This window comes from Pseudomonas sp. Pseusp49 (genome assembly GCF_059491875.1).
This window is the reverse complement of the sequence record NZ_CP168514.1, coordinates 3587468-3601524: the sequence shown is the minus strand read 5'-3', so window position 1 is coordinate 3601524 and position 14057 is coordinate 3587468. Positions and strand designations below refer to the sequence as shown.

Annotated in this window: 11 protein-coding genes; 8 read left to right on the top strand and 3 right to left on the bottom strand. The window is 62.3% G+C overall.

What is annotated here, in order from left to right; all coding sequences use genetic code 11:
• Positions 1-75: 75 nt before the first annotated feature.
• Positions 76-1434: a glutamine synthetase family protein gene (locus ACEN83_RS16145; protein WP_495577700.1), complete on the bottom strand. Its 1359-nt coding sequence runs from the start codon at positions 1432-1434 to the stop codon at positions 76-78.
• Between the two features lie 161 nt (positions 1435-1595).
• Between ACEN83_RS16145 and ACEN83_RS16140 the strand changes: the two genes are divergently transcribed.
• A complete protein-coding gene (locus ACEN83_RS16140) occupies positions 1596-2528 on the top strand; it encodes a helix-turn-helix domain-containing protein (protein WP_495577699.1) in 933 nt (310 codons plus the stop codon).
• Here ACEN83_RS16140 and ACEN83_RS16135 read toward each other — a convergent pair.
• Both ACEN83_RS16135 and ACEN83_RS16130 read right to left on the bottom strand, forming a co-directional pair.
• On the bottom strand, positions 2525-3121 hold the full coding sequence (locus ACEN83_RS16135; RefSeq protein WP_116579351.1) for a cupin domain-containing protein: 597 nt from the start codon (positions 3119-3121) through the stop codon (positions 2525-2527). The two genes, ACEN83_RS16140 and ACEN83_RS16135, sit on opposite strands and share 4 nt — an antisense overlap.
• 164 nt (positions 3122-3285) lie before the next feature.
• A complete protein-coding gene (locus tag ACEN83_RS16130) occupies positions 3286-5247 on the bottom strand; it encodes an oxidoreductase (RefSeq protein ID WP_495577698.1) in 1962 nt (653 codons plus the stop codon).
• A gap of 316 nt (positions 5248-5563) precedes the next feature.
• Here ACEN83_RS16130 and ACEN83_RS16125 point away from each other — a divergent pair, with 316 nt between their 5' ends.
• The 7 genes from ACEN83_RS16125 (at position 5564) to ACEN83_RS16095 (ending at position 13900) form a co-directional block, all read left to right on the top strand.
• Positions 5564-6613, top strand: coding sequence for an ABC transporter substrate-binding protein (locus ACEN83_RS16125; protein ID WP_495577697.1), 1050 nt, complete (start codon positions 5564-5566; stop codon positions 6611-6613).
• Positions 6614-6773: 160 nt separating this feature from the next.
• Complete coding sequence (locus ACEN83_RS16120) at positions 6774-7562, top strand: class II aldolase/adducin family protein (RefSeq protein ID WP_495577696.1); 789 nt, start codon at positions 6774-6776, stop codon at positions 7560-7562.
• Positions 7563-7779: 217 nt separating this feature from the next.
• Entirely contained in the window at positions 7780-8427 is a 648-nt protein-coding gene (locus ACEN83_RS16115) for a TetR family transcriptional regulator C-terminal domain-containing protein (protein WP_007974341.1), read from the top strand.
• Between the two features lie 92 nt (positions 8428-8519).
• Positions 8520-9236, top strand: coding sequence for a response regulator (locus ACEN83_RS16110; RefSeq protein WP_116579354.1), 717 nt, complete (start codon positions 8520-8522; stop codon positions 9234-9236).
• 5 nt (positions 9237-9241) lie between these two features.
• Entirely contained in the window at positions 9242-10015 is a 774-nt protein-coding gene (locus tag ACEN83_RS16105; protein ID WP_495577695.1) for a substrate-binding periplasmic protein, read from the top strand.
• On the top strand, positions 10012-12267 hold the full coding sequence (locus ACEN83_RS16100; RefSeq protein WP_495577694.1) for an ATP-binding protein: 2256 nt from the start codon (positions 10012-10014) through the stop codon (positions 12265-12267). The genes ACEN83_RS16105 and ACEN83_RS16100 overlap by 4 nt, the downstream gene beginning before the upstream one ends.
• A gap of 208 nt (positions 12268-12475) precedes the next feature.
• Positions 12476-13900 carry an amino acid permease gene (locus tag ACEN83_RS16095; RefSeq protein ID WP_495577693.1) on the top strand — a complete coding sequence of 475 codons (1425 nt, stop codon included), beginning with the start codon at positions 12476-12478 and terminating at the stop codon, positions 13898-13900.
• Positions 13901-14057: the final 157 nt, after the last annotated feature.

The window sequence follows — 14057 nt, the reverse complement described above, 5'->3', positions numbered from 1 at the left end:
GTTTACTGACACGACGCCTTCGCGAGCAAGCCCGCTCCCACAGGGGATGTGTGATCCCATGCGGGAGTGGGGGCCTCAGACGCTCAGCATCAGGAACTCACGCTCCCACGAACTGATCACGCGCTTGAAGTTCTCGTGCTCGGCGCGTTTGACCGCGACGTAGCCCCGTACGAACTTGCTGCCCAGGTAGCGGCTGATGGTGTCGCACTCTTCCATCTGGGTCAGGGCGTCCTCGATGGTGATCGGCAGGCGCAGGTTGCGACGTTCATAGGCGCGGCCCTGTACCGCGGCGCTTGGCTCGATGCGCTCGACCATGCCCAGGTATCCGCACAGCAGGCTGGCGGCGATGGCCAGGTACGGGTTGGCGTCGGCGCCCGGCAGGCGGTTTTCCACGCGCATGGCGTCCGGGCTGGACGTCGGTACGCGCAGGCCGACGGTGCGGTTTTCTTCGCCCCATTCGACGTTCACCGGTGCCGAGGTGTCCGGCAGGAAGCGGCGGAACGAGTTGACGTTCGGCGCGAACATCGGCAGCACTTTCGGGATGTACTTCTGCAAGCCACCGATGTGATGCAGGAACAGCTCGCTCATGTTGCCATCGGCATTGGCGAAGATCGGCTGGCCGGTGGCAATGTCCACCACGCTCTGGTGAATGTGCATGGCGCTGCCAGGCTCGTCGCCGACCGGCTTGGCCATGAAGGTTGCCGCCACGTTGTGCTTGAGCGCCGCTTCACGCATGGTGCGCTTGAACACGGTGATCTGGTCGGCCAGGTCCAGTGCGTTGCCATGACGGAAGTTGATTTCCATCTGCGCCGGGCCGTCTTCGTGGATCAGCGTGTCGAGGTCCAGGCCCTGCAGTTCGCACCAGTCGTAGACGTCTTCGAACAGCGGATCGAATTCGTTGGCCGCGTCGATGGAGAACGACTGGCGACCGCTTTCGGCACGGCCCGAACGGCCCATCGGCGCCTTGAGCGGCAAGTCCGGGTCTTCGCAACGCTGGGTCAGGTAGAACTCCATTTCCGGCGCGACAATCGGCCGCCAGCCTTTGTCGGTGTAAAGCTGCAGGACTTTCTTCAGCACGTTGCGCGGCGACAGTTCGATCGGGTTGCCGAACTTGTCGAAGGTGTCGTGGATCACGATGGCGGTCGGCTCGATGGCCCACGGCACCACGTAGACGGCGTCGGCGTCCGGCTTGCAGACCATGTCGATGTCGGCCGGGTCGAGCAGGTCGTAGTAGATGTCGTCGTCGACAAAGTCCCCGGTTACCGTTTGCAGAAGGACACTTTCCGGCAGGCGCATGCCTCGCTCATGCAGGAACTTGTTGGTCGGTGCAATTTTGCCGCGTGCAATGCCGGTCAGGTCGCTGACAACGCACTCGACTTCGGTAATCTTGTGATCTTTCAGCCAAGTGAACAGCTGATCGAAAGGGACATTCATAAAGACCTCGTTATTGGTTTTATTAACGCCAGGAGAGGCCGGTTTCATCCGCCGGACACTTCCCCTGTAGCGCGTTGAGGTCTATCTTGGGCGAGCCTTGCGGTTCCATCTATCCACTTTAAGCAGCACAAAGCGCACCAAAAGAGTGCGTAAGGTCACCCATGACAGGTTCCAATTCCCTCCAGGTCCAAGCCTTCAACACCGCCGATGTCGCCGAGCAAATCCGCGCCACACCGGGTTGGATTCAGCATTACCAGCAGATGTCGCCGGGGCATTTCGCGGGGTTGGTGCGCTATCTGGATCTGCAGGGCGTGGAGATTTACGAAGAGTCGATGAACACCCGGGTCGAGCAGAATTTCAGTGCGCCCCAGGGCTCGTTGTCGTTCTGTTTCGATCGTGGCGACAACGCGCTGTACGTATTGAATGGCGAAAGTCGCAACATCTGGATCACCCCGGAGAACTACCAGGAAATTGCCGTGGTGTTCGGGCCGGAGTTTGTAAAACGCCACAGCCTCGACATCGCCCGGCTCGAAGGGCTGTTCATGGCGCCGCTCAACTCGCAGCAGAACGCGCTGTTCTGCCGCTGGCTCAGCGGGACCCTGACGCGCCTGTCGCAGACCTTCGATCCACCGAGCCGCGAAGCGCTGACCCAGCAATTGCTGGACGACTGTCTGTTCATTCTCGACAACGCCTGTGTCGGCCTCGACCAGGGCGCCTTGCAGCGTCGTGCCGGAGAGCGGGCGATCATGAAGCGGGTAGGGGAATGGGCGGCGGATACCCCGGAAGAACACCTCAACCTGCTGGAATTGTCCCAGGTGGCCGGGGTTTCACTGCGCCAGTTGCAGCATGCGTTCAAGACCTACACCGGCATGGCGCCGACCCAATGGCTGCGCCTGCGCCGCCTCAACAGCGCCCGCCGCGAACTGCTGAGCCGCACGCCGACGCAAACCACCGTGGCCGAAGTAGCGATGCACTGGTCGTTCTGGCACCTGGGGCGGTTTTCCAGCAGCTATCGCGCGCTGTTCAAGGAGCTGCCGAGCGACACCCTCAAGCGTGCGAGTGTCGCGCAGCCCATCGGGCGCGGCCGGCGTTAAAACGTCGGCGGCGTAATCACCCAGATCACCACTGCGTCCACATCGCCGGGGTTGCCGTAGCGGTGCGGCTCCTGGCTGGAAAAGCTGAAGCTATCGCCTTCATTGAGCTGGAAATGGCGCTCGCCAACCCACAGCTCGAAACTGCCGGACAGCAGAAAGCCGGCTTCTTCGCCGTCGTGGCTGTAGCTTTGCTGGCTGTAGGTGCCGGGCGGGAAGCGTGAGTGGAGCATTTCCAGTTGGCGGTTGGCTTGCGGGGTCAGCAACTGGTCGACGATGCCGTCTTCGTAATGCACGTTCAGGCGGCTGTTCTTGCGCACCACGACGCCATCGTCTTCGGGGGCGGTGACCGCTTCACTGGCGAAGAACCACTGGATGGTGACACCGAGGCTGCGGGCAATGTTGAACAGCGCCGGGATCGACGGGTAGGCGAGGTTGCGCTCCAGCTGGCTGATGTAGCCGGCGGTGAGTTCGCTCTGTTGCGCCAGTTCCGCCAGGGTCATGCCCCGGCGTTTGCGCAGGCCGCGAATGCGCGTGCCGAGGAAATGCGGTTCGGCGCTGCCGGTTTCGGACGGTTTCCTGCTGTTATTGCTCATGCTCAGTTCCAAACCCGGGTCTACGCTACACCCCTTGTAGGAGCTGCCGCAGGCTGCGATCTTTTGATCTTGTTTTTCAAAAACAAGATCAAAAGATCGCAGCCTGCGGCAGCTCCTACACGGAGCGCGTCATGTGTATGTAAAGCCCCGGAGTATAAACAGCCTTAAAGCTCCCACGCGACTTTCAGCCCTTCATAAATCGCTTCTTCCGCGGTGCGCGGCGCCAGGCAGTCGCCGATGCGGCGAAACTCCACCAGCCCTTGCAGCTCGGCACCCAGGGTATCCACCGGTTGGTGACCCTGGCACAGCACCAGCGTATCGATGTTCTCCATCAGCATCGGCTCGCCGCTGGCGGTGTGTTGCAGGTAGACCGTGTTGTCATCGCAACCATACAGCCGCGCGTACGGCGTGATCGGCACGCCCAGTTTATGCAGCTCGCCGGCCAGTTGATCGCGCACGTACAGCGGCAGGTTTTCCCCGCAATGGGTGCCATTGACCGCCAGTTGCACCTGATGCCCGGCACGCACCAGGCGCTCGGCAATGCCGGGGCCGATCCAGTCGCAGCGCCAGTCGACCACCACCACCGAACGGCCGATCTGTACCTCGTCACGCAACACCTGCCAGGCATCCACCACCTGCAATTCACCGCCACGCTCGAAGGTTGGCCAGTAGGGCTCGGCACCGGTGGCGATGATCACCATGTCCGGTTTTTCCTGCTCCACCAGCGCCCGGTCGACCCGTGTGTTGCGCACCACGCGCACGCCGGCCAGCTGCATTTCCCGCTGCAGGTTGGTGCTGGCACCGCCAAACTCGCTGCGCCGTGGCAGCAACTGCGCGAGCAACACCTGGCCGCCCAGTTGCGAGTTGGCTTCGTACAACGTCACCTCATGGCCGCGCTGGGCGGCGACAGCGGCGGCTTTCATCCCGGCCGGGCCGCCGCCGGCGATCATGATGCGTTTGCGATTTATCGCCTGTCGGCGTTCGGCAAAAATCAGCTCGCGACCGGTTTCCGGGTGCTGGATGCAGGAAATCGGCAAGCCCTTGTGGAAGTGCCCGATGCACGCCTGATTACAGGCAATGCACGCGCGCACGTCTTCGACGCGGCCGGTGTCGGTCTTGTTCGGCATCTGCGGATCGCAGATCAGCGCCCGGGTCATGCCGCAGACGTCGGCCTGGCCGCGAGCCAGAATCAGCTCGGCTTCCTGGGGCTGGTTGATGCGCCCGGTGACGAACAGCGGAATGTTCAAACCGGCCTTGAACGTCCCGGCTTCCTTGGCCAGGTACGCCGCTTCGATCGCCATGGGTGGCACGATATGCACCGCACCGCCCAGAGAGGCCGAAGTCCCGGCGACGATGTGCACGTAATCGAGCTGCGCTTGCAGTGACTGTACGGCAGCCAGGGATTCGTCTTCGGTCAGGCCTTCGGGGTCGCGCTCGTCGGCGGAAATGCGCAGGCCGATGATGAACTGCTCGTCGGTCGCCGCCCGCACGGCTTGGATGACTTCGCGCAGGAAACGCAAGCGCTGTTCCAAATCTCCGTTGTAACCATCGGTACGCCGGTTGACCCGCGGATTGATGAATTGCGCCGGCAGGTAACCATGGCTGGCAACCACTTCGACGCCATCGATCCCGGCCTGATGCAGGCGGCGGGCGGCAGCGGCATAACCGGCGACGATCTCGTCGATCATGGCCTGATCGAGGGCGCGGGGCATCACCCGGAAACGTTCGTTGGGCACTGACGAGGCCGAATAGGCCACCGCCAGCAGGCCATCGCTGGACTCCATGATCTCCCGACCCGGATGGAACACCTGGGACAACACCACAGTGCCGTGGGCGTGGCAGGTTTGCGCCAGTTTGCGATAGCCCTCGATGCACGCATCGTCGGTGGCCATCAGCACATGGGAGGTGTAGCGCGCACTGTCGTGCACACCGGCCACTTGCAGCACGATGAGCCCGGCACCGCCTTCGGCACGGGCCCGGTGGTAGGCGATCAATTGCTCATTGACCAGATTGTCGGTGGGCATCGAGGTGTCGTGACCGCTGGACATGATGCGGTTTTTCAGGCGCTTGCCACGGATTTCCAGGGGTTCGAACAGGTGCGCGAAGGCAGGTGTCGAGGTCGGCATGGTGCGGGTACTCCAGGCAGGCTGACCTTTGTAGGAGCGAGCCTGCTCGCGATGGACGCTAACGATAACGCTGGGTACCTGACACCCCGCGGCGTTCTCAGGTCCATCGCGAGCAGGCTCGCTCCTACAGAGGCATCAGGTTTTGAGTGTTGTTATTATTGGTGTATAGAAATTTACCTTCAGTAAAAAATCAACTTGTTTTTTTACTGTGGCGTGGAGTAATTTCATTTCGAGCCCGCTCCCGGGCCGTACCTCACAACAATAAAAAGGGCTGCACCGGCCTCTGTCCGGGCGGCACCTGCAAGAGGAACCCTTGATGAAATCGCACACGCTCAAGCACGGTTTTTATCCCTTTGTGTTGTCCGTGGCCATGGGCCTGGGCAGCGCTCAGGCAGCATCGGACATGGTGGTGGTCGGATACGGCGGAGCCGGACAAAAAGCCCAGGACGTGGCGTTCTTTCAACCCTTCGCCGCCGTGGATCAAAGCAAGGTGATCCAGAGCGAATACAACGGCGAGATGGCCAAGATCAAAGTGATGGTCGACACCGGCAACGTCGACTGGGACGTGGTGCAGATCGAAGGCCCGGACTTGATGCGCGGCTGCGAGGAGGGCATGTACGAGCGCCTGGACTGGACGCGCCTTGGCCACGCCGACCAGTTGATCCCCGAGGCGGCACAGGAATGCGGTTCCGCCGCACTGGTGTGGAGCGTGGCGATTGCCTACGACACCGACAAACTGGCCCAGGCCCCGACCTCCTGGGCAGACTTCTGGGACGTGAAGAAAACCCCCGGCAAGCGCGGGCTGCGCAAACGTGCGGTGTACAACCTGGAATTCGCCTTGCTCGCGGACGGCGTAAAAACCGAAGACGTCTACACAGTACTCGGCACCCCGCAAGGCGTGGACCGGGCATTCGCCAAGCTCACGGAACTCAAGCCGTACATCCAGTGGTGGGAGGCGGGTGCGCAGCCGCCGCAGTGGCTGACCGCCGGCGACGTGGTGATGACCTCGACCTACAGCGGACGCATCGCCGACGCCGCGCAGAAAGGCAGTCACCTCGGCCTGGTCTGGCCCGGCAGCCTGTACGGCATGGACTACTGGGCGATCATCAAAGGCTCCAGGCACGTGGACCAGGCCAAGCGCTTCATCGCCTTCGCCAATCAGCCGGACGCGCAGGTCAACTACGTGCAGCAGATCCCCTATGGGCCGACCAACATCCAGGCCGCTGCACGGCTGGACGACAAGCTGGCGCAATGGGTGCCCACCGCACCGCAGAACCTCAAGGGCGCGTTGTCGATGAACGTCGGCTTCTGGGTCGATCATGGTGAAGAACTGGAAGAGCGCTTCAACGCCTGGGCCAGCAAATAACCTGGCGCGGACTTTGTAGGAGCTGGCTTGCCAGCGATGACGACCTCATGGTCCGCGCAAGTCTCAAAGCCGCCTTCGCTGGCAAGCCAGCTCCTACAGAAAAGCGTTAGTGGGCGGCTGTACACTAGCGCCCAGCCAATCAGCCTGGAGAACCACGACAATGAACAACATAGCCAGCCACCTGGCCCCTGAACGCAGCGCCACCGAGCAGCGCCTGCGTGAGGAACTGGCGGCCTGCTACCGCCTGATTGCGCACTTTCGCATGACCGATTTGATCTTCACCCACATCTCGGTGCGCATTCCGGGGCCGGAGCATCACTTTCTGATCAACCCCTACGGGCTGATGTTCGACGAAATCACCGCGTCCAACCTGGTGAAGATCGACCTCGATGGCCACGCGGTGGAGTCTTCGCCGTACCCGGTGAATCCGGCTGGCTTCGTGATCCACAGCGCCATCCACGGTGCTCGGGAAGATGCGCAATGCGTGCTGCACACCCACACCAAATCCGGGTGCGCGGTGGCGGCGTTGAAGTGCGGGTTGTTGCCGGTCAATCAGATTTCCATGGAGTTCTATGGCCGTGTCGCTTATCACGATTACGAAGGCGTGGCGCTGGACCTGAGCGAGCAGCAACGGCTGGTGGCGGATCTGGGCGACATGTCGGTCCTGATGCTGCGCAACCATGGTCTGCTGACCGTGGGCGAGACGGTGAGCCAGGCGTTCCTGCGCATGTACTACCTGGAAAAAGCCTGTGAAATCCAGTTGGCCGCGCAAGCGGCCGGTGAAATTGTTCTGCCGTCGCACGAGGTCTGCGCACACACCGAGCGGCAGTTCAATGATCCAGGGCGGCCGTTGGAGGAGGGCGAGTTGAACGATCCGGATGCGATGCAACTGGCCTGGGCGGCGTTGTTGCGGATGCTGGATCGGGTGGCTCCGGGTTACCGCGACTGATCCGGATTCTTGGTTGTTTGGGCTGGCCTCTTCGCGAGCAAGCCCGCTCCCACAGGGGATTTGCACCGTACGCAAAACCCTGTGGGAGCGGGCTTGTTCGCGAAGCAGGCGCCGCGGTCCATCTGACTGGAGACAAGTCCCACTCTTGCTGTACAGTCGTTCAGCCCGCAGCCAACCCGCGCGGGCCCAAACGATTGAACCAAGGAGCGTGTCGCCCATGAACCAGGAAGCCCGTTTTTCCCGCATGGAACCGGAGCTGCGCAAAGCCAACCTGATCGAGGCGACGCTGGTGTGCCTCAAGCGTCACGGCTTCCAGGGCGCGTCGATCCGCAAGATTTCCGCCGAGGCCGGGGTCTCGGTGGGGCTGATCAGCCATCACTATTCCGGCAAGGATGAACTGGTGGCCGAGGCCTACATGGCAATCACCGGGCGGGTCATGACCCTGTTGCGCGACGCCATGGAGCAAGCCGCACCGAATGCCCGGGAGCGGTTGTCGGCGTTTTTCCGCGGTTCGTTTTCCGCCGAACTGCTCGATCCGCAACTGATCGATGCCTGGCTGGCGTTCTGGGGCGCGGTGAAAACCGCCGAGGCGATCAACAAGGCCCACGATCATTCCTATGGCGAGTATCGCGCCATCCTGCGCAAGGTGCTGGCGGAGTTGGCCCAGGAGGAGGGTTGGGAGAACTTCGACGCCGACCTCGCCGCCATCAGCCTCAGCGCCTTGCTCGACGGCCTGTGGCTGGAGTCCGGGCTGAACCCCGGCACCTTTACCCCGGAACAGGGCATCCAGATTTGCGAGGCCTGGGTCGATGGTTTGCAGGCCGGTGGACGCCAGCGCTTTTGCGTGCAGACGAGCGACTGTTGATCAGTTGTTCAACACTGGATACTCTCTGGCGCCGATGCGGGAAAACACTCTAATAAGAAACTGGCCTTCGGGCCTGAGCCGGACACCAAGCGATGACTCCTCGGGTACTGATCGTCGATGACGATCCGCTGATTCGCGATCTGCTGCACGCCTACCTGTCCCAGGAAGGCTACGACGTCCATTGCGCCGCCACGGCGGAACTGGCGGAAACCTTCCTGGCCAGCCAGACCGTCGACCTGGTGATGCTCGACATCCGCCTGCCGGGCAAGGACGGCCTGACCCTGACCCGCGAGTTGCGGGTGCGTTCGGAGGTCGGGATCATCCTGATCACCGGGCGCAACGACGAAATCGACCGCATTGTCGGCCTCGAATGCGGCGCCGATGACTATGTGATCAAACCCCTCAACCCAAGGGAACTGGTGTCCCGGGCGAAAAACCTGATTCGCCGGGTACGTCATGCGCAAACGCCACAGCCGGCCGTTGCGCTGGCCAAACCGGTCAAGCAGTTCGCCGATTGGGCGCTGGACACCGACCGCCGTCGCCTGATCGATCCATCGGGCAACGAAACCCTGCTGACCCACGGCGAATACCAGTTGCTCAGCGTGTTCCTGCGCAACAGCGGCCACACCCTCAGCCGCGATCAATTGATGGACCAGATCCGCAACCGCGAATGGGTGCCCAACGACCGCTCCATCGACGTGCTGGTCGGGCGCCTGCGTCGCAAGTTGCACGACGATCCGGCCGAACCGCAGTTGATCATCACCATTCACGGCGCCGGTTACCTGTTCACCGCCGGCGTAGCGGCCTGAACCGGATGGCGCGATGGCTTTGCCTGCTGGCGCTGCTGGTGGCCGGCCATGTCGTCGCGGCGGACAAGGTTCGCTATTGCGATTACCCGGTGTACCCGCCGATCTCCTGGAGCGATGGCAAGCAGGTACGCGGCCTTGCGCCGAGCGTGGTGAAAAACCTGTTCGGTCAGTTGGGGTACGAAGTCGAGATGGTCGTGCTGGGCAACTGGAAACGCTGCCTGCTGGACGCCGCCGAAGGTCGGGTCGATGTGGTGCTGGCCTATAGCACCGCGCAACGGGAGCAGAGCATGCTGTTCTCGACGGTGCCGGTACTGCGTGAAGAAGTGGCGCTGTTCATCAACCGTCAACACCCGGTGAAATTCGAACAGCTGGACGACCTGGCCCATTACCGTGGCGGCCTGTTGTTCGGTGAGAGCTACGGTGTGGAGTTCGATCGCATGGTCGCGCGCAACAACAACATCGAATGGGTGTCCGACAGCCACCAGAACTTCGGCAAGCTGATTCGCGGGCGCATCGACTTCATCACCCAGGAGCGGCGCACCGGCCAGTTGTACGTGGAAAACCTGCCCGGCGGCCAGGACATCGTCGCCTTGCCCAAGGCCTTGAGCGTGGACTATCTGCGGGTTGCCGTGTCACGGCGCTCGCCCTTGGCCAATCGCATGCCCGAGATCAACGCGCAATTGCAGCGCATGGTCGACGCCGGCGACATCGAGCGCTGGCTCAACGAAAGCGAAGTGACCTACCGCGACATGATCAACCTGCCGGCGGATGCGCAATGATTCGTGCGCGTCCCGGTGGACTGTTGCGACGCCTGTTGCTGTTCATTCTGTTGTTCAGCCTGTGCTTCACCGTGCTGGCCAGCAGCGTGCAACTGTACATCGAGTATCGACGGGAAATGCGCGACATCGATTCGCGCATGGAACTGATCCGCGCCGGGTATCTGGCCAGCCTGGAACGCAGCCTCTGGGACTTGAACCAGGAGCAGTTGAACGTGCAGTTGCGCGGGCTGGTGGACTTCTCCGACGTTGCGCGGGTGCATTTGACCAGTGCTGATTTCGACCTGATACAGGGCAACCCCGAGCCGGTCGGGCCGCTGCGTATCGAGCGCTTTGCCCTGGACTATCAGCCGCCGTCCGGCCCGTTGCGCCACCTGGGTGAACTGGAAGTCAGCACCGATCTGGGGGCGGTGTACCAGCGTCTCTACGCCACCGGTTTGACCAGCCTGTTGTGGATGGCGGTGTTTCTCTGCGGGCTGGCCGTGGCGTTGTCGGGCTTGTTCTATCGCCTGGTGACCCGACACCTGAAAGTCATGGCCGAGTTCGCCCGGCGCATCGCTGCCGGTGAATGGCAGGAACCTCTGCAACTGGACAAGCGCCGCGGCAGCGACGAAATCGATACCGTGGCCCACGCACTGGACGATATGCGCCGGGCGATCCTGCACGACATCGAGCGCCGGGAAAGCGATCGCCTGGCCTTGCAGGACAACCGCGACGAGCTGCTGAAAATGGTCGAGCGCCGTACCGCCAGCCTGATGCGCGCCAAGGATGAAGCGGAAGCGGCCAACCTTGCCAAGTCGCGGTTCCTGGCGACCATGAGCCACGAACTGCGCACGCCCCTCAACGGCATCCTCGGCATGGCTGAACTGTTGCGCGGCGCGCGTCTGGATGCCCGGGACGGTAAACGCCTGGATGCCTTGCACAAGGCCGGCGAAGGCTTGCTGACGATCCTCAACGAAGTGCTGTATTTCGCCAAGCTGGAGGAGGGCGTCAGCCATCCCGAGCCGGTGGATTTCTCGCTGCGCCAGTTGCTCGACGAAGTGCTGACGCTGCTGGAACCGCGAGCCTTGAACAACGACACCATCCTCAGTTGCCGGGTCGACCCGCGGATTGCCGAGCATCATCATGGCGCCGAGCAGTTCCTGCGCCAGGTGCTGAGCAACCTGCTGGCCAACGCGATCAAGTTCACCGAGGGCGGCGAAGTCAGCGTCCAGGTGGCGCTTCTCGGCGACACCGGCGAACAGGCGGGGCAGCGGCTGCGGGTCAGTGTCACTGACGACGGCATTGGCATAGCCCCGGCGATGCAGGCGAAGATTTTCGAGCGCTTCACCCAGGCCAGCGAAGAAGTCGCGCAACGTTTTGGTGGCACCGGGTTGGGCTTGGCGATCTGTAAACACCTGGTGGAGCAGATGGGCGGCTGCATCGGCGTGGACAGCGAGGAGGGGTGCGGCAGTTGTTTCTGGTTCGAGCTGTGCTTGCAGTCGGCCAGCGGCGTGGCTGAGACCCCGCCGGTTCGGGCGGCGGGGCCGGCACTGGATATCCTGGTGGTCGAGGACGTGGCGCTCAACCGCGAAGTGGCCAAGGGTTTGCTGCAGCGCGACGGCCACCGGGTGTGGCTCGCCGAAGACGCGGAGGTGGCGCTGCAACACTGCACAACGCAGGTTTTCGATTTGCTGTTGCTGGACGTGCATCTGCCGGGCATCAGCGGTGTCGAATTATGCCGGCAGATCCGCCACAGCGACGGGCCGAACCGCCATACGCGCATTTTCGCCCTGACTGCCAGCGTGCAACCGGCACTGGTGCGCGGTTATCTGGAAGCCGGCATGGACGGCGTCCTGGCCAAGCCCTTGAAGCTGGAAAACCTGCGCCAGGTGCTGGAAGGGCGTACTCACATCGCCGGGGCGCTGATGAGCGATGAAGCGATGGACTGGCCGCTGTTGCAGACCCATCGCACCTTGCTCGGTGAGCAAAAGGTCCAAGGCCTGCTGGCGGTGCTGCGCGATTCGATCCTGCAGCACCGTGATGCGCTGCATGAAGCCATGGCCGCCGCTGACTGCACAGAGGTCGCGCAACTGGCGCACCGTCTGGCCGGCAGCTGCGATTCCCTGGGTTTCAGGGCCTTGGCCAGCACCTTGAGGACGCTGGAAACCCTGGCGTTGGCCAACGATGAATCGGACATCCAGCGCATGAGCACCGCGCTGGATGAGCAATTGCAGCACTCGATCGATACCCTCAAAGGCCTGTTGCAGAGCTGACGTACAAGTTTGTTACGACTTTGTACAACTTCGATCTTTACGGTCAACGCGAACTTACATGGCTTTCCAATAATCGACGCAACCGCCGCAGCGCGGTCTTCGAAGCTTATTGGAGATAATAATAATGAATTGCCGTAAAGCTGATCCCTCCCTGCGTCGTGACGTCCCGTCATGCGCTGCGCTCCTCACTGACTGCTGAGGTGCCGACATGAACGAAAACTCTGATCGCAGCACCCAACAAAAAGGCATACAGCTGACCCGCGCCCTGAAGAGCCGGCACATCTTCATGCTGTCCCTGGGCGGCGTCATCGGCACCGGGCTGTTCATGGGTTCCGGCGTGACCATCAACCAGGGCGGCCCGGTGGGGGCGATCCTGGCTTACCTGGTCGCGGGTTTCCTGATGTACCTGGTGATGGTCTGCCTGGGCGAACTGTCGGTGCAGATGCCGGTGTCCGGTTCGTTCCAGACCCACGCCACCAAATACATCGGCCCGGCCACCGGGTTCATGATCGGCTGGGTGTACTGGATGAGCTGGGCCACCACCGTCGGCCTGGAGTTCACCGCCGCCGGCATGTTGATGACGCGCTGGTTCCCGGCGGTGCCGATCTGGTATTGGTCGGCGCTATTCGTGGTGGTGCTGTTCGGCATCAACGCCATGGCCACCCGCGCTTTCGGTGAAGCGGAATACTGGTTCTCGGGGATCAAGGTCGCGGCCATTCTCGGTTTCATCGTGGTCGGGGTGCTGGTGATCTTCGGCGTGATGCCCCTGAGCAGCGGCGCACCGGCACCTATGGCGACCAACCTGATCGGCGATTCGCTGTTCCCCAACGGTCTGTCCGCCGTGTTCGCGGTGATGATGACCGTGGTCTACGCGTTCCAGGGGTGCGAGATCATGGGCGTGGCCGCCGGTGAAACCGACCAGCCGGAAAAGAGCATTCCCCGCGCCGTGCGCAACGTGGTGTTCCGCGTGCTGATTTTCTACGTGCTGGCGATTGTCGTGCTGTCGGCCATCGTGCCCTGGCAGCAGGCGGGGCTGATGGAAAGCCCGTTCGTGCAGGTGTTCGACATGGTTGGCATTCCCTACGCCGCCGACCTGATGAACTTCGTGATCCTCACCGCGATCCTGTCGGTGGGCAACTCCGGCCTGTATGCCTCGACGCGCATCCTGTGGGCGATGTCGAAAACCGGCATGGCGCCGAAAAGCCTGTCGCCCTTGAGCAAGCGTGGCGTGCCGTTGCGGGCACTGAGCATCACCTTGTGCTTCGCGCTGGTATCGCTGATGACCAGCTTCGTCGCCGCCGACACCTTGTTCATGGTGCTGATGGCGGTCAGCGGAATGTCCGGCACCGTGACCTGGATCGTCATCGCCCTGGCGCAGTACAAGTTCCGCAAGGCGTACCTGCGCGACGGCGGCAAACTCAGCGACCTGAAGTACCGCGCACCCTGGTTCCCGGTATTGCCGCTGATGTGCATCACGCTGTGCTGCTCGCTGTTCGTGTTCCTGGCCCTGGATGAAACCCAGCGTCCGTCGCTGTATTGGGGCTTTGGCTTCATTGCGCTGTGCTATGGCGCGTACTTCCTGATTCATCGCAAGCGTCAGGGTGTGCTGGCACCGAGCTTGCCGACTGCCTGATACCTCGAACTAAACACTTCCCCCCTGTGGGAGCGGGCTTGCTCGCGAAGAGGCCCTGTCAGTCACCATCAATGTTGACTGACAGGGCCTCTTCGCGAGCAAGCCCGCTCCCACAGTTGTTTTGTGTTCCCGACAAAATCAAAAGATCGCAGCCTTC